12 protein-coding genes are annotated in these 15,377 nt (G+C 60.4%); 5 read left to right on the top strand and 7 right to left on the bottom strand.

Going from position 1 to position 15,377, the window contains the following annotated elements; genetic code table 11:
- Positions 1-11 precede the first annotated feature (11 nt).
- On the bottom strand, positions 12-1,010 hold the full coding sequence (locus AC07OF_RS16140; protein ID WP_495073158.1) for a cyclase family protein: 999 nt from the start codon (positions 1,008-1,010) through the stop codon (positions 12-14).
- A 98-nt stretch (positions 1,011-1,108) separates the two neighbouring features.
- Here AC07OF_RS16140 and AC07OF_RS16135 point away from each other — a divergent pair, with 98 nt between their 5' ends.
- A complete protein-coding gene (locus AC07OF_RS16135; RefSeq protein ID WP_157192555.1) occupies positions 1,109-2,020 on the top strand; it encodes a LysR family transcriptional regulator in 912 nt (303 codons plus the stop codon).
- Positions 2,021-2,098: 78 nt separating this feature from the next.
- Here the strand turns inward: AC07OF_RS16135 and AC07OF_RS16130 are convergent, their stop codons facing one another.
- The 6 genes from AC07OF_RS16130 to AC07OF_RS16105 form a co-directional block, all read right to left on the bottom strand.
- Positions 2,099-4,576 carry a TonB-dependent receptor gene (locus AC07OF_RS16130; RefSeq protein ID WP_157192554.1) on the bottom strand — a complete coding sequence of 826 codons (2,478 nt, stop codon included), beginning with the start codon at positions 4,574-4,576 and terminating at the stop codon, positions 2,099-2,101.
- Positions 4,577-4,622: 46 nt separating this feature from the next.
- Positions 4,623-5,465 (bottom strand): FecR family protein, encoded by an 843-nt coding sequence (locus AC07OF_RS16125; protein WP_495073157.1) that lies wholly within the window; start codon positions 5,463-5,465, stop codon positions 4,623-4,625.
- The gene (locus tag AC07OF_RS16120) at positions 5,462-6,016 is read right to left on the bottom strand and encodes an RNA polymerase sigma factor (RefSeq protein WP_495073156.1); all 555 of its coding nucleotides are present in this window, start codon (positions 6,014-6,016) and stop codon (positions 5,462-5,464) included. Before AC07OF_RS16120 ends, AC07OF_RS16125 begins: the two co-directional genes overlap by 4 nt.
- A gap of 44 nt (positions 6,017-6,060) precedes the next feature.
- The gene (locus AC07OF_RS16115; RefSeq protein ID WP_157192552.1) at positions 6,061-6,699 is read right to left on the bottom strand and encodes a dTMP kinase; all 639 of its coding nucleotides are present in this window, start codon (positions 6,697-6,699) and stop codon (positions 6,061-6,063) included.
- Between the two features lie 63 nt (positions 6,700-6,762).
- The gene (locus AC07OF_RS16110) at positions 6,763-7,557 is read right to left on the bottom strand and encodes an AraC family transcriptional regulator (RefSeq protein ID WP_495073155.1); all 795 of its coding nucleotides are present in this window, start codon (positions 7,555-7,557) and stop codon (positions 6,763-6,765) included.
- Positions 7,558-7,680: 123 nt separating this feature from the next.
- Positions 7,681-8,862, bottom strand: a complete 1,182-nt coding sequence (locus AC07OF_RS16105) for an alpha/beta hydrolase family protein (RefSeq protein WP_495073154.1) — start codon at positions 8,860-8,862, stop codon at positions 7,681-7,683.
- A gap of 252 nt (positions 8,863-9,114) precedes the next feature.
- On the opposite strand from AC07OF_RS16105, the gene AC07OF_RS16100 reads away from it, so the two are divergent.
- The 4 genes from AC07OF_RS16100 (at position 9,115) to AC07OF_RS16085 (ending at position 15,322) form a co-directional block, all read left to right on the top strand.
- Positions 9,115-10,638 (top strand): wax ester/triacylglycerol synthase family O-acyltransferase, encoded by a 1,524-nt coding sequence (locus tag AC07OF_RS16100; RefSeq protein WP_495073153.1) that lies wholly within the window; start codon positions 9,115-9,117, stop codon positions 10,636-10,638.
- Between the two features lie 414 nt (positions 10,639-11,052).
- A complete protein-coding gene (gene acnB / locus AC07OF_RS16095) occupies positions 11,053-13,653 on the top strand; it encodes a bifunctional aconitate hydratase 2/2-methylisocitrate dehydratase (protein ID WP_495073152.1) in 2,601 nt (866 codons plus the stop codon).
- 141 nt (positions 13,654-13,794) lie between these two features.
- Complete coding sequence (locus tag AC07OF_RS16090; RefSeq protein WP_495073151.1) at positions 13,795-14,763, top strand: endonuclease; 969 nt, start codon at positions 13,795-13,797, stop codon at positions 14,761-14,763.
- A gap of 136 nt (positions 14,764-14,899) precedes the next feature.
- Entirely contained in the window at positions 14,900-15,322 is a 423-nt protein-coding gene (locus tag AC07OF_RS16085; protein WP_038610976.1) for a glycine zipper domain-containing protein, read from the top strand.
- The last annotated feature ends 55 nt before the right edge of the window (positions 15,323-15,377 follow it).

The following is a 15,377-nucleotide window of genomic DNA, read 5'->3' as shown; positions in this document are numbered from 1 at the left end:
TATCGATACCGTTAGCGGATCGGCAAGGCCATCGGGCGCATCGGCGCCGCATCGGCTCCGCGCAGCTTCAAAGATGCCCCGACAAAAGCGAATTGGTAAACGCGGTCTCGGGACAAGCCTTCGAGATTCACCAGCTCAATGATCGGCGCGCCCTGCATTGCCAACAGATAGGTGTGCAGCGGCAGGTAGTTGCCCTCGACTTCCGAAGGGAAGGTCTCAAAACTCAGATTGTCGGCACCAACGACCATGGCGCCACTGTCCTCCACCAGGAACTTCGCCGCATCCAGGCTCAGACCTGGCGGGTTGGCCATGTAGGCCTGGGCGTGTTCATAGTCACGCATGCGCCCGGTACGGATCAGCACCACGTCACCTTTCGCCAATGCCACTCGCTGTTTGGCCAGCGCCTGCTGCAAATCGCTGCGGGTGATGCGGTAGCTATCTTCCAGTTGCTCCAGGCCCTTGGCCGCGGCGACATCGATCATCACGCCTCGAGCGATGATCGGTGGCAGCTTTTCTGCTCCAGTGACATTCCAGCCACGGTCGCCCAGGTGCTGGTCGGCACGAAAGCCGTTCCAGATCTTGCCGTCGAGGCCAAAGTGATTGAGCGCGTCGATATGGGTGCCCATGTGGGCATACATAGATACCGCCGAGCCGCTGTAGCTGACGTGCTGGTTCATCGGTTCGCCGACCTGCATCGGGTCGGCGATCACATTGCCGTGGGGGGTGTGGGTCATCCACATCTGGTAGGGCGGGTCACCCGCAGCTTGCCAGCTGGGCATACCGACAAAGTACTCCACTGCCAGGTCGTAGGCCTGGGCGCCATTGACCCGGGCCATGATCGCCGCCTGCGACTGCGGGGTCATCAGGTTCAGACGCCCGATCTCGTCCTTCTCCCCCCAGGGGCTGATACCCACCTCAGGCAAGGCCTGCGCACCTGCGCTGCAGAGTGAGCTGAGCACCGACAAAACAGCGAGCCCGGTAAGATTTTTAATCCACGAAGACAGCAACATGACATGACTCCTATAAGGGGGAGCGGTCATGTTATTGGCTGTTTAATAATAGATAATCAGGCATTTCATTGAATGATATTCAACCCAGGAGAAAAAATATGGATGTATTGCTGGCCATGCGAACCTTTCGCCGCGTGGTTGAGCGCGGCAGCTTCAGCCTGGCTGCCGTCGACCTGGGGCAATCCACAGCGGCGGTGAGCAAGCAGGTGCGGCATCTGGAGGAGCGCCTGGGCAGCCTCTTGCTGCTGCGCACCACCCGTCGCATGAGCCTGTCCGAGGCTGGCCAGGCGTACTTCAGCGAATGTTGCCACCTGCTTGATGAACTGGATGCCCTGGAGCGGGCGACCCAAGCCGGCGCCAGCGAACCCAGCGGCCGTCTACGGGTCAACTCACCGCTGTCGTTTGGCCTCAAGGTGCTGTCGCCGATCCTGGTGACGTTCATGCAGCGCTACCCAGAGCTCAAGGTCGAGCTCACCCTCGACGACCGTCTGCTGGACGTCGTCAGCGAGGGCTTTGATGTGTCGCTTCGAATTCGCAGCCACCTGCCGGACTCCTCGCTGGTGGCCCGACGCCTGGGCGAAGTTGAGCAAGTGATCTGCGCCGCACCGGCTTACCTGCAGGCCAACGGCACGCCGCAAAGCGTCGACGATCTGCGCGGGCACAGCTGCCTGGCCTATCGCCTGGCCGAGCATCCCGGCAGTTGGCACCTGCAAGGCCCGCAAGGCAACAGCCGCCTGGAACTGCCAGTGCGCCTTGCGGTAGACAACAGTCTGATGCTTAGCGACATGTTGCTGGCTGGCCTGGGCATCGGCGCCCTGCCCTCGTTCATCGCCCGGCCCTTGCTCGACAGCGGGCAGTTGCTGCAACTACTCCCCGGGCAGTCGATGCCTCGGCGCTCGATCTATGCGCTGTACGCCAGTCATAGGCATGTGTCGCAGAAAGTCCGGGTGTTTGTCGATTACCTCGCCAGTGCACTGGAGGCATGCCGAGCTACTGACGTGTATCGATGATGGATCTGCCAATACTCTGTCCCACCCGGGGGGCAGACGGATGCAGCAGATACCTCCGTCCCCCCCGCAATCAGGCTATTACCACTGGTGCGTGTAAGTCGCCGTCAGCACAGTACCAGGCGCTGGCAAATGGCTGGTGTTGTTACTGCTGCGCATCAGTTGGCTGTAAAGCGGGTAGTAACTCCGGTTGAACAGGTTCTGGATACCTACGCTGACCTGGTCGTCTTCGCTCAGTTGGTACTGACTGATCAGGTCTACGGTGGTATAGCCATCGACCTTGCGTCGACCGAAGCTGGCAACGCCATTCAGACGATAGTCGTCACCGTCAAAATAGGTGGCTTGCACACGGTTGCTCCAAACGTCGCTGGGTTTGAACTGTACGTAGGCGGTCAGTTTGAGTGGCGGGATGCGATACCCGGTCATGTCCTGCCAGTCACCACCGTCCGGCTGTTCCCGGCCTTTCATCCAGGTAAAGGTGCCACCGGCACCCCAGCGCTCATCGTTGGTCAGCCAGTCGGCGCTGCCTTCGACACCATAGATCCGTTCTTTGGTGCGTGTCAGGATCAAACCGTTGTTGAAGCTCTGCACATCGCCCAGTTTCGAGGTGGTGTAGAACAGCGCCAGCGACGCCAGGGTCTGCTCGCCCAACGCACCGCGCCAGCCCAACTCGTAATTGTTGGTTTTCACCGGTTCCAGATTCGAAGAGTCGATATCGAACCCGCGGCGGGCATTGCGTAGCTGCACGCCAATATCAGGCAACTGGAAACCCTGGCTGAACGCCGCATAGATTTCCTGACCCGCCACCGGCGAGTAGGTCACGCTGAGGTTGGACAGCACCGAATCGTAGTGCACCTCGCCGCCCTGGACAGTGGCCGGCTGGGCGGCTGCCGACTCCGACAGCGGGATGAAGTCATCGTATTCGGCGGTGGCGTACTCGTAACGTACGCCGCCTTCCATCGACCATTGATCGTTGAACTTGTGCTGAAGCTGGGCAAAGCCACCGACGCTGCGCGTGGTCAGGTCGGGCATATAGGTCAGCTTGCCGATCTTGTCGAACACCCTGCCCCCGCTCGCGTCGTAGACCTGCGGGTCGAAGATGTCGATCGGCATGTCGCTGCGCTCCTGGTTGAAGTCAGCGCCCCACAGCAGCTCTGTATTGCCCTCATTGCCGAGCGGGGTGCGCAGGGTGATCCGGCTGCCGTACACCTCGCTGTTCTGCATCACCTGATCGACATTGCGGCCACGGGTGGCCACCGCCCGTGCATCAAACGGCGTGAAACGGGTGAAGTAGTCCCGGTAGTAGAGCTGCGCATTCAGTGTGCCGCCGAGGATGTCGGTGTGCGCGTATTCAAGGTTGAGCAGCGTGTTCTTGATCTGGTTCTGCTCGTCCAGCGACAACCCGGACAGCGGCCTTGCCGGCACCGAACCTGGCGGGAGCCTGGCGACAGAGGGGTCGGAGGTATAGTCGGAGTTCTGCTCGGCGTTGTAGTGGCTGGCAGACAGCTGGATGCGCTGGACATCATCGATGCGCAACCCCAATTTTCCGCCAATGTTGTACGTGTTGGCGTCGAACAGATCGCCCTGACTGGGCTCTGGCGCGATGCGGTGCCCGTTGGCGTCATAGGAGGCGCCAATGTGTCGCGCGCCGAAGTCCAGGGCGTAATCGACCTGGCCCTGAGAACCGGACAGGTGATGCTGCAACTGACCGCCAAGACCGTCACTGTCCAGTTGGCTCAGGGGCGATACGGCGGTCAAGCTGGTTTGCGCACGCGGTTCGCCACCGGCCGGGCGAGTGGTGATGGAGATGATGCCACCGGTTGCACCGGCACCATAAATAGCGCTGCTGCCACGGATCACTTCGATGCGCTCGATCAGCGCCGGGTCGATGTTCGCCAGGTTGCGCGAGGAGTCGCGGTTGGTGTTGAGCGGAACGCCATCGACCAGCACCAGCATCGTACGTCCGCGCAGTGTCTGGCCGTAGTCGGTGATGGTGCGGCTGGAGTCAGCCATGCCGGGAATGCTTTTGGCCAGCAAGGTGGCCAGCCCATCGGAACCCTGGCGCAACTGCTCCAGTTGCTCGCGCTCGATGACATTCACCTGCCGGGCTTGCGGCACCAGGTCGCTGTTCAGACGCGACGAGCTGATTTCCAGGCTGGCCAGCTCCACTGCTGCAGATTCGCTGGCGGCAGCTTCGGTGACTTGTGCAGAGGTGCCCGGTACTACCAGGTAGGTGTGTTCGTCACGCTCCTGGGCGGTCAGCCCGCTTTTGCCCAGCAGCCGCTCAAGCGCTTCCTGCAAGGTATAGCGGCCCCGCAGAGCAGGTGCAGTTTTACCGGCAGTTATGTCACTGGCAAACAGGATCTGTGCCGACGATTGGCGCGCAACGGCATTGAGTGACTTCTCCAGCGAGGTGGCTGGAACATCGAAATCGACCGGTGCAGATTGCGCCAACGACCATTGGCTGAGCAGCAGGCTGCTTGTCAGCAAGGACAGGCGCACAGGTGCACGCAGGAAGGGCTGACTCACGTTTTTATTCTCCACAAAGTAAGGTTGCATGGAGATAGCCGTCAGCACAGCCGCGTAACCCTACCTCGGTCGACGATTATTTTTTCGTGTCGCGCGATTTGATCAGCACCGCACCATCGGCCGCGGTGGCAACGCTCACCGGCAGGATGCCAGGCAACAGCGCCAGCAGGCGCTCGACATGGTCGCTGTCAAATACACCGGATACCGGCAACCGGGCGATACTCGGGTCGATGAGCGTGATTGGCTGGCGGTGGTAGCGCTGGAGTGTGCCGATAACCTCAGCCAGCGGGGTACTTTCAAACACCAGGCGGCTGTCTTTCCAGGCGCTGACATCCTCGGCGTTGACCCGCGTCACCTGACCCGGGATGCCCTGTCGCACGCGTAATTGCTGGTCAGCTTCGAGCAGCGCAATCGTGTCGGTGGCACGCCCCCGGACGGCTACCTTGCCTTCGGCCACGGTGACCTGCACATCCTGCTCATACCGATTGACGTTGAAGCGGGTGCCGACCACGCGCACCCCTGCTCCACCGGCATCGACCAGGAACGGGCGATACACCATCGGCGAGACCTGGAACAGCGCCTGCCCTCGGTTCAACTCAACCTGGCGAGAGCGCAGGTGCCAACTGATCGTCATTTCGCTGTCGCTGTCGAGCAGCACCTCACTGCCATCGGCCAGCTGCAGCGCCTGGCGCTGACCGACCTGGCTGGCAATGTGTTGACTGCGGTAGGCAGGGTCGAGCCAGACCGCGCCAGCAGCAATTGCCAGCAGTAGCAGTCCAAGTGTTTTTCCTGCTCCGCGCTTGTTCTTGGCTGGCGTTGAAGGGGGCAGCGGAAAACGCTGCTTGAGGTCCTCACGAAACCGGGCAATGGCCTCGTCTTCCTGGCTGTAATCCTTGGGTTTGTGCGAGTTGCGACTCATGGCAGTAGCTCCGTACCCAGATACTCCCGGCAAGCGCTCATGCCCAGGCGCAGGTGCTTTTCTACGGTTTTGAGGGAAATGCCCAGGCGTTCAGCCACTTCGGCTTGTGGCAGTTCATGCAGTTTGTGCATCACGAACACCGTCTGACAGCGTGGCGGCAGATTGGCGATCGCATCAGTCAGCAACGCCAAGGTGCGTTCACCGTCGAGATGACGCGCCTGGCTCGGAGCGCCACTGACGACTTCAGGTAATGTCGGCACGCCGACAACCCAGGCCTGGCGTCGACGCTCGCTACGATAGCGGGTGATCGCGATATCGTGGGCGATCTTGCGCAACAAGGCCACTGGCGTACGCACACCTTGCTTTTCATCCTGCTCAAGCAACTGCAGGCACAAATCGTGTACGACCTCACGGGCGAAGACCCGTTCGCCGAAGCGTCGGCGAACATGATCCACCAGCTCGTCATAATGCCGAACCAGTGCTGCCAGCAATGTGGGTTTGGGAGGCTCGACCTGCACGATGACCTGCGCGGAGGGACAAACGGATGCCATCGGGGATGGCGTTGCCGCGCAGTATAAATGCGAATACTTTACATTTAAAGCAAATACGACAGCCGCTGCTCTGCTGGCAGGACGCTATAGATCTCAGAAACCACCTGCATCGTTGCCTCTTCGATCGTTCCTTCATTGCGGCATAAAACCCAGCCGTGATCTGCACTGGCTCGCTCGAACGCTTTGGTAGATGCGACATGCTCTTCCAGCTTGTGCATCACCGTACTGCTCAGCCCGCGCGTTCGTGCCGCTGCCCTCGCCCATGAAACTTCAGGGTCGGTGACAACCCCGACATGCAGGTCGGGTATTTGCACGTTGCGATCGATGTTCAGTTGCAGAATCTCGGCAAACGGGACCATCCGGCGAAACGCGGCATCCGACGGGTACCAGCGATCGATCAGGATGATGCTGTCAGTTGGCTGTTTAGCCAGCACGTGCCGGGAAATCCAGTTCCGGCTATCCGCAAAGCGCTCACAAACCCCAAGCTCCAGATCCCGGGTGGGGTTTCTGACGAATGTGTTCACCAGGGCCATTGTTTCACCCCGGTAGGGATCGCTTTTTTTCTCGCAAAGCCGGATCACCTTTTTGTTGTCTGCCCTCAGTACTTTGGTAACGGCCTCCAACAGCGTGGTTTTGCCGGTGCCCTTGGGCCCGTCTAGCGAAACAAACAGTGGACGATTCATTCTTCAAACAACGTATGAGCAGAGATTGCTGAGCACTCTACCCCAGTTTCTGGCTGACAGGTCTCAACGTAACCCGACTACACCAATCATTGAGCTGTAGCTCGACGGCGAGACGCCCATCACTTTGCGGAACGCATTGCTCAGATGGGCCTGGTCGAAGAAACCCAGGTCAACGGCGATGCGTGCCGGCGCGTCGCCAAGGCGCAGGCGCCGGCGCGCTTCGATCAAGCGCAACTGCTTGAAATATTGCATGGGGGGAAGGTTTTTCAGGGTCTTGAAGCTTCGCACCAGATGGAATCTGGACAGATTGGCTTCGGCACACAGGTCTTCAAGCTCGATCGCTTCGTACAAATTGGCCTTCATGAAACTGATCAACTGTACCACCCGCAGTGGCTCGTCGGCGGTGGCTGGCGTGGTGCGCAAACGCGCCAGCTCACTGAACAGCACCAGCAACGCCTCGTCACGACCGTTGGCGTCCAGCTGCTCATGCAGGTCGAGGATAGAGCGGTACAGCGCACCATCGCGGATCACGCCCTCCTGGAACGTCGGCAAACCATTGGCGCTCGCGGTCTGGTCGAGAATGCTGTGCACTTGCTGTCCATCCAGATGCACGCTGATGAACTGTGCGCCCTCCCCGCAAAACTCCGACGCCTGCACGGTCATCGGGTTATACAGCGTCACCTCGCCCGCTGACACGGCTTGCTGCCTGCCGTTGAACCAGATCCGCTCCACCCCGCTAAGGTTGGCGCTGAGCACATACTCTTCATGGGTATGCTTGGGGTAGCGGGCACCACTGGCATTGACCTTCGAGCATTCAATGCGCTCAAAGCGGGTCAGATTTTCCATTACCAACGTCATCGGCCTGCCTCCTTGCAGGAAAAGGATGTGCCTGTCACATCCTGGAACGGCTGTCGATACAAACTGAAATAGCATCAAACAGCTGAACATCCAAGCAGAATGCTTGCCAACGTCGCGGGTGTACTACAACCCTGAGTACCTATCCATCAACGCCCTCATACACGCCAGATACTCACCACGTCCCAGATGCAGAATGTGATTACCAGGAAACCAGTGCAACGCACTGCCCGGCCAGTGCTGGTGCAGCAGCCGCAGGTGGCGTGGCATGGTGACGCGGTCTCCGGCACCGCCGATGATCAGCAGGCGCTCGCCGTCCAGGCGCGGTGCATAGCTCAGCGGGTTGTGCACGGCAAGCAAGCCGCGCATTTCAGCCACGCCAATGCCTTGGTTGCGCATCAGGCGGGAGAGCAAAACCCCTGTGGGCTGCCACTCAAGGAACGCATCTATCGGGCTGACCGCCGGGACGATCGGCACGCAATAGGCCAGGCGCTCGTCAACGGCCGCCAGCAGCGCTGCAGTGTAGCCGCCGAGGGAAATGCCGGTGACACCGATATGCTCGACACCGCGTTCCTTTAGATAGTTGATGAACACCCGCAGGTCATGGATCGCATGCAGCGGTGCTTCGTTAAAGGCCACCAGCCCACTGCCGAATAATCCCTGGCCGCTGAACCAGTCGCTGCGTTCTGCGCGACGACCATGGTGCGGAAACGTGAACAGCAGGATGTCATAGCCCCGCCGGTAGAAATCGGCCAGCGAAAGCGCGTGAGCGTTGAGCCAGTGCGGGTCGGCGGCGAATCCGTGGATGACGATCAGCGTCGGCCGCGGCCGGTCGCCATGGCACCAGTGCTGGGCATGGGCGAAGGCATTGCGCTGCATGGCCTCGAACTGTGGGCGTGCGAAGGGGTTGAGCGGTTTGAACGGACTGGCAAAGCGCAGTTGGGAACGACGGATGTCATTGCCGGGCAACGCGCGCTCTGAAATGACGACGTCCTTCGGCGGTGGCAGGAACACCTGGGAGGTATCTCCCGCACGCGCTAGCGGTTCGTAGAAGCGCAGCGCCTCGAACTCGCGCTGCAGACGGCCAGGTTTGCGTAGCGTGGTAAGCGCGGTAGCCGCCACCGTAGCCGACAAGGAGGTGCGCATCACCCGCTCGATCGCGGCACTGCCATGGATCTTCAGGCGGTGCCTGGCATCCAGTTCGGTGCCGTCGGCTTGCCGCCAGAAGTCTGCGGACAAACGCTCCCACCAGGGCCTGCGTGAATCCCCTGCCCCGCCCTCACTCATGCTCTGTTCTTTACGCCACACGCAGGATCCCCTCCCCGGGTGGGGGTCAGCAGGTACGCCCCGACGGCGCGCGCACGACCCTCCGATAGCCCCCAGCATAAAGACCGCGCCGACCGCTCACTCCCCCCCTTTTGCAGGGGGACGATGCAACGGCAGATCGAAGAATCTGCCCATCGTCGACCTTGGTCGTATTGATGAAACGCAAAGCACCTGCATGCCAGCTCAAGTGATTGAGCCCCCCAACTGCGCCACAACCTTGCGAGAGCGTTAACGATGAGCAAACTCAGCGGGCAAGATGCCCTGTTCCTCAAAGTCGATCGTCCCCATGCCGCGTCGCACTGCACCATGATCTACATCTACGATCAGTCCACGGTAGAGGGGCAACGACTCGGCTTTCGGGAGATCGTCCACCATATCTCGGATCGTCTCGACGTCTCGCCAGTGTTCAAACGCAAGATCATCCAGGTGCCCTTTGGCCTCGGCTACCCCTACTGGGTGGAGGACGACCTGTTCGACATCGACTTCCACGTTCGCCACTTCGCCCTGCCCAAGCCAGGCGACTGGCGTCAGTTCTGCATCCTGGTGTCACGCATCCATGCCCGCTCGGTCGATCTTTCCCGCGCACCCTGGGAGATGTACGTGATCGAGGGGCTCGACAACATCGAAGGCATCCCCAAGGGCAGCTTCGCCATTCTGACCAAATCGCACCATGCGGCGATGGACGGCGCCGCGGCCGCGGAGCTGACCTGGGCCTTGCACGATCTGGCCGGCGCGCAGGGCAAACCCGTCGCGGTGGTGGACAACACGCCGGCGGCATCCCGCGTAGCGCAGCGCTGGGGCATGCTCGACACGGTAAACCGCATGCTCACCGACAACATCACGGCCTCCGCTCGCATGGCGCTACCGCTGGCCCGCGTGCTGCCAAAGCTGGCCATTGCCAGTCTGCGTAAAGTGGCCAGTTCGGTACTGAGCGCTGAAGGCGGCGCGCCGCGCACACGTTTCAACAGCAACGTGACGTCCAGCCGGGTCTGGGATTCGGTCACCCTCGATCTGGGCGTGGTGAAACAGATCAAGAACCTGGTGCCCGGGGCGACAGTCAACGATGCGGTCCTGGCCATTGTCGGTGGGGCGATGCGTCGTTACCTGATGGCAAAAGATGAACTGCCGGAGAAGTCGCTGGTGACCCTGGCACCGGTCAACACCCGCCAGGGCAATGAATCCGTCGCCGCCGGCAACACCGTGTCGATGCTCACCTTCCCGCTGCGCACCGACATCGAGGATCCGCTTGAGCGGCTGCAAGCGCTGCAGGCCGCCACTTCGCAATCCAAAGCGATCCAGAATGCGGTTGGCGCCAACGACCTGACCAATCTGCAGAAATTCGCGCCCCCGGCCACTCTGGGGCTCGCCGGCCGCCTGGCGACGCTGATGGGCATGGGCGGCAAGGGCCCGGTGGTGCTGCACAATTGCATGGTGACCAACGTCCCCGGCCCCAATGTGCCGCTGTACATGCTCGGCGCCAAGCTCGTGTACTGGTGCGGTGTGGGTCCGCTGGTCGATGGCCTGTCGTTGATCTGGAACCCCACCAGCTACTGCGGAAAGATGTTCATCTCGTTGACCAGCTCACCGAACGTCGTCCCCGACCCGGATTTTCTCGCGCAATGCCTGAAGGATTCCTACGAGCAATTGCAGGCCGTGGCGACCCAGGCAGCCAAGGCCGGGACGCCCAAGCCTGTGAAAGCAAAACGCGTTGCCCGAAAAGCCGCCGTGCAGAAGGTCAACGACAAGCAGATGCTCTAGCCGCCAGCGGCTGTGCCCTTCTCCCGGACAACAACCCACGCCTCTGTAGTGCATCCACTACAGAGGTTCCGTGGTTCCCTGATTTGTCGCAGCCTTCCGGGGCGCGACCATGGCCCCTGGAAATGACGTATGCCATGCCTACCGTGCCAGCGCAGAGGCGGTGCGCCTGATATGGCCCGACGCAGAGCCTTCGGACCCCACCGACATGGCTAGAGTACGTCAATGTGTCGACAATCCTATTGTAATACCGGCTTTTATCCTTTAGATTTCGCGCATTGACCGCCAATGTGTCAACAAAATCGACTTCAGCAGGAGCAGGCTGTTTTTGGTGGTCTTGTCAGTGGTCACTCTCAATTACCAAGAATCTGCCCCTGCTTTTTTACTTTCCGGTACGCCACCCACAGGAGATCATCCGTGCTCGAAGCTTATGCCCGCCACTTACAAGCGCGTGCTGAGGAAGGCCTGCCGCCCCTCGCACTGAATGCCGAACAAACCGCAGGCCTGGTCGAGCTGCTGAAGAATCCTCCTGCTGGCGAAGAAGCAGTCCTCGTCGAGCTGATCACCCACCGCGTTCCACCAGGCGTGGACGAAGCCGCCTACGTCAAGGCCGGTTTCCTCTCTGCACTAGCCAAGGGCGAAGCCACTTCCCCGCTGATCGACAAAAAACGCGCGGTAGAGCTGCTGGGCACCATGCAGGGCGGCTACAACATCGCCACCCTGGTCGAGCTGCTGGACGACGCCGAACTGGCCGCCGTTGCCGCCGAACAGCTCAAGCACACCCTGCTGATGTTCGACGCCTTCCACGACGTCGCCGAAAAAGCCAAAGCCGGCAATGCTCATGCCAAGGCCGTGCTGGAGTCCTGGGCCGCTGGCGAGTGGTTCACCAGCAAGCCGGCCATCGCGGAAAAATACAGTCTGACCGTGTTCAAGGTCCCGGGCGAAACCAACACCGACGACCTGTCCCCTGCCCCGGACGCCTGGTCGCGCCCTGACATCCCGCTGCACGCTCTGGCCATGCTGAAAATGGCCCGTGACGGCATCAATCCCGAGCAGCCAGGCGCCATCGGCCCGCTCAAGCAGATCGAAGCAGTCAAAGCCAAAGGCTTCCCGGTGGCCTACGTCGGCGACGTGGTCGGTACCGGTTCCTCGCGTAAATCCGCCACCAACTCGGTGCTGTGGTTCTTCGGTGACGACATCCCGTTTGTGCCGAACAAACGCGCCGGTGGTTTCTGCTTCGGTAACAAGATTGCTCCGATTTTCTACAACACCATGGAAGACGCCGGCGCCCTGCCGATCGAATTCGACGTGTCGAACCTGAACATGGGCGACGTCATCGACGTGTACCCGCACGCCGGCAAAGTCTGCAAGCATGGCAGCGACGAGGTCATCACCACCTTCGAACTGAAGACTTCGGTGCTGCTCGACGAGGTCCGCGCTGGCGGCCGTATCCCGCTGATCGTCGGCCGTGGCCTGACCGACAAGGCCCGCACCGAGCTGGGCCTGCCGGTGTCCGAGCTGTTCAAAAAGCCAGAGCAGCCTGCCGACACCGGCAAAGGCTACAGCCTGGCGCAAAAAATGGTCGGTAAAGCCTGCGGCGTGACTGGCGTTCGACCAGGCACCTACTGCGAGCCGAAGATGACCACCGTCGGTTCCCAGGACACCACCGGTCCAATGACCCGTGACGAACTGAAAGACCTAGCGTGCCTGGGCTTCTCCGCTGACCTGGTCATGCAGTCGTTCTGCCACACCGCGGCCTATCCCAAACCTGTGGATGTAAACACCCACCACACCCTGCCGGACTTCATCCGCACCCGCGGTGGCGTTTCATTGAAGGTTGGCGACGGCATCATCCACAGCTGGCTGAACCGCATGCTGCTGCCGGACACCGTCGGTACCGGTGGTGACTCGCACACCCGTTTCCCGATCGGCATCTCGTTCCCGGCCGGTTCCGGCCTGATCGCCTTCGCTGCGGCCACCGGTGTCATGCCGCTGGACATGCCGGAGTCGGTACTGGTGCGTTTCAAGGGCAAGCTACAACCAGGCATCACCCTGCGCGACCTGGTTCATGCGATTCCTTATTACGCCATCCAGCAAGGTCTGCTGACCGTTGAGAAGAAAGGCAAGATCAACGCTTTCTCCGGTCGCATCCTGGAAATCGAAGGTCTGGACGAACTGACCGTAGAGCAGGCTTTTGAACTGTCCGACGCGTCGGCTGAACGCTCCGCTGCCGGCTGCACCATCAAGCTGCCTGAGAAGGCCGTTGCCGAGTACCTGCGCTCGAACATCACCCTGCTGCGCTGGATGATCAGCGAAGGCTATGGCGATGCCCGTACCCTGGAGCGTCGTGCCCAGGCAATGGAAGCCTGGCTGGCCAACCCGGTATTGCTGGAAGCCGACGCCGACGCCGAATACGCCGAGATCATCGAGATCGATCTGGATCAGGTGAAAGTGCCAGTACTCTGTGCGCCGAACGACCCGGACGACGCCCAATTGCTGACGACCGTACAGGGACAGAAGATCGACGAAGTGTTCATCGGTTCGTGCATGACCAACATCGGTCACTTCCGCGCTGCCGGCAAGCTGCTGGAAAAGGTCAAAGGTTCGCTGCCGACCCGCCTGTGGCTCGCACCACCAACCAAAATGGACGCTCACCAGCTGACCGAAGAAGGCTATTACGGCATCTACGGCAAAGCCGGGGCGCGCATGGAAATGCCGGGCTGCTCGCTGTGCATGGGTAACCAGGCACGTGTGGCGGCGAACTCGACGGTGGTCTCGACCTCGACCCGTAACTTCCCCAACCGTCTGGGTGATGGTGCCAACGTGTACCTGGCCTCGGCCGAACTGGCTGCGGTTGCCTCGATCCTGGGCAAGCTGCCAAGCGTCGAAGAGTACATGGAGTACGCGAAGAACATCGACAGCATGGCTGCCGACGTTTACCGCTATCTGAGCTTCGACCAGATTGCCGAGTTCCGTGAGGCCGCTGCGAGCGCCAAAATTGCGGTTGTTCAAGCGTAGGTCGTAATTACTCTCCACTTGCAAAGCGCCGACAACAATGTCGGCGTTTTGCTTATGAGTGTGCCGTAGTGAATATCCACCCCATAGGCGAAAGAGTAAGGACAGTTATACTGCGCGATCCTTAAGCCGATGATTTGATTCATGAAAAAGCTGTTGTCTGCTGTAGCACTGATGTTTTGCGTAGCCACTCCCGCCCTCTCCTCACCGCCTGCGACATTTTCTGAAGCCAAGGTCATCGCCAAGCAGAAGGTCTATCTCGACCAGGCCAACAGCCCCATGGGTGAGCTCTACTGTGGCTGCAAGTGGACATGGGTAGGCAAATCCGGTGGCCGCGTTGATCCCGGATCCTGCGGCTATGAAACCCGCAAGGAACAAACCCGCGCAGAGCGGACCGAGTGGGAACACATCGTTCCGGCGTGGACGTTTGGTCACCAACGCCAATGCTGGAAGAACGGTGGAAGGGAACATTGCGTTGACGAAGATCCGGTGTTCCGTGCCATGGAAGCTGATCTGTTCAACTTGTACCCGTCGGTAGGCGAAGTGAACGGCGATCGCAGCAATTTCAACTACGGCATGAACCAGGGGATTGCTCACCAATACGGTCAGTGCGCGACCACGGTCGACTTCAAGCAAAAAACTGCAGAGCCGCGTGACGAAGTAAAGGGCCTGGTTGCTCGCACCACCTTCTATATGTTCGATCGCTACAAGCTGAGCATGTCCCGTCAGCAACAACAGTTGCTCATGGCATGGGACAAGCAGCATCCGGTAACGGCCTGGGAGAAAGAGCGCGATCGCCGTATTGCCACAATCATGGGGCACTCCAACCCGTTCGTTACCGGCCAACGCAGCTGGACCACGGGATACAAGCCTGTTGGTGACGGCGTCGTCAGCGCGGTCCCGGTGCGCACCGCTCAACCCACGCCAAAACCCACCCTGGCCAGTGCGTCTAGCGCCATCGGTGCGATCATCGGCAACCAGAAAAGTCATGTTTATCATCTGCCGAACGGCTGCCCTGGCTATCTGCAGGTGTCTGCAAAAAATCAGGTTTCGTTCGCATCGGAATCTGAAGCTCAGGCGGCAGGCTATCGCAAAGCTGGCAACTGCAAATAGCAGAACAGCGAACGCGACAAGCGGTCGAGCTTTCGGCCCGGTGTGTTGATTTACGTCTATGAACCTGGAAGGCGCGTTGTCCGCACTTTTCGCATCTGACAGACTCTAACGCTGTACACCCTTTGAGATTAACGAAATGCGAAAAATAGTTGCTGTATTTGCACTTACTCTTGCCGTAGCACCAGCGGTCTTTGCCGGGGAAACCACCAATACCGCCGTGGGCGGAGGCCTGGGTGGCGCTTTGGGCAGTGTGGTCGGCCAAGCGGTTGGCGGTAGCACCGGTGCTGCCATCGGTGCCGGCGTCGGTGGTGCAGCAGGTGGCGCAGTGAGCGCGAAGGATGGCAAAAAAACCGAAGCCGCCATTGGCGGTGGCCTTGGCGCAGCCAGCGGTCAGGTGGTGGGGCGTAGCGTCGGCGGCACGACCGGAGGCGCCATAGGTGCCGGCCTGGGCGGTGCGGCCGGTAGCGCCATCGGCAATAGCATGGCGGATGACGATGACCATCACGATAACCACAAATCCAGCCACAAGCATAAGCACAAAAACAAGCACAAACATTGAACCTGATACGCTGGCGAAAGGCGCCAGCGGCCATATAAAGGCACGCGACAGGGCT

This window comes from Pseudomonas sp. GW821-FHT10B02, assembly GCF_059415665.1.
The sequence above is the reverse complement of the archived record's forward strand: the minus strand, read 5'-3'. Positions and strand labels throughout refer to the sequence as shown.

What these genes read in the sequence shown, in the direction of transcription:
- AC07OF_RS16115 (WP_157192552.1), bottom strand. Translation starts at nt 6,699, where the DNA reads ATGAATCGTCCACTGTTTGTTTCGCTAGACGGGCCCAAGGGCACCGGC.
- AC07OF_RS16100 (WP_495073153.1), top strand. Translation starts at nt 9,115, where the DNA reads ATGAGCAAACTCAGCGGGCAAGATGCCCTGTTCCTCAAAGTCGATCGT.
- AC07OF_RS16125 (WP_495073157.1), bottom strand. Translation starts at nt 5,465, where the DNA reads ATGAGTCGCAACTCGCACAAACCCAAGGATTACAGCCAGGAAGACGAG.
- AC07OF_RS16135 (WP_157192555.1), top strand. Translation starts at nt 1,109, where the DNA reads ATGGATGTATTGCTGGCCATGCGAACCTTTCGCCGCGTGGTTGAGCGC.
- AC07OF_RS16090 (WP_495073151.1), top strand. Translation starts at nt 13,795, where the DNA reads ATGAAAAAGCTGTTGTCTGCTGTAGCACTGATGTTTTGCGTAGCCACT.
- AC07OF_RS16140 (WP_495073158.1), bottom strand. Translation starts at nt 1,010, where the DNA reads ATGTTGCTGTCTTCGTGGATTAAAAATCTTACCGGGCTCGCTGTTTTG.
- AC07OF_RS16085 (WP_038610976.1), top strand. Translation starts at nt 14,900, where the DNA reads ATGCGAAAAATAGTTGCTGTATTTGCACTTACTCTTGCCGTAGCACCA.
- AC07OF_RS16130 (WP_157192554.1), bottom strand. Translation starts at nt 4,576, where the DNA reads ATGCAACCTTACTTTGTGGAGAATAAAAACGTGAGTCAGCCCTTCCTG.
- AC07OF_RS16120 (WP_495073156.1), bottom strand. Translation starts at nt 6,016, where the DNA reads ATGGCATCCGTTTGTCCCTCCGCGCAGGTCATCGTGCAGGTCGAGCCT.
- AC07OF_RS16110 (WP_495073155.1), bottom strand. Translation starts at nt 7,557, where the DNA reads ATGACGTTGGTAATGGAAAATCTGACCCGCTTTGAGCGCATTGAATGC.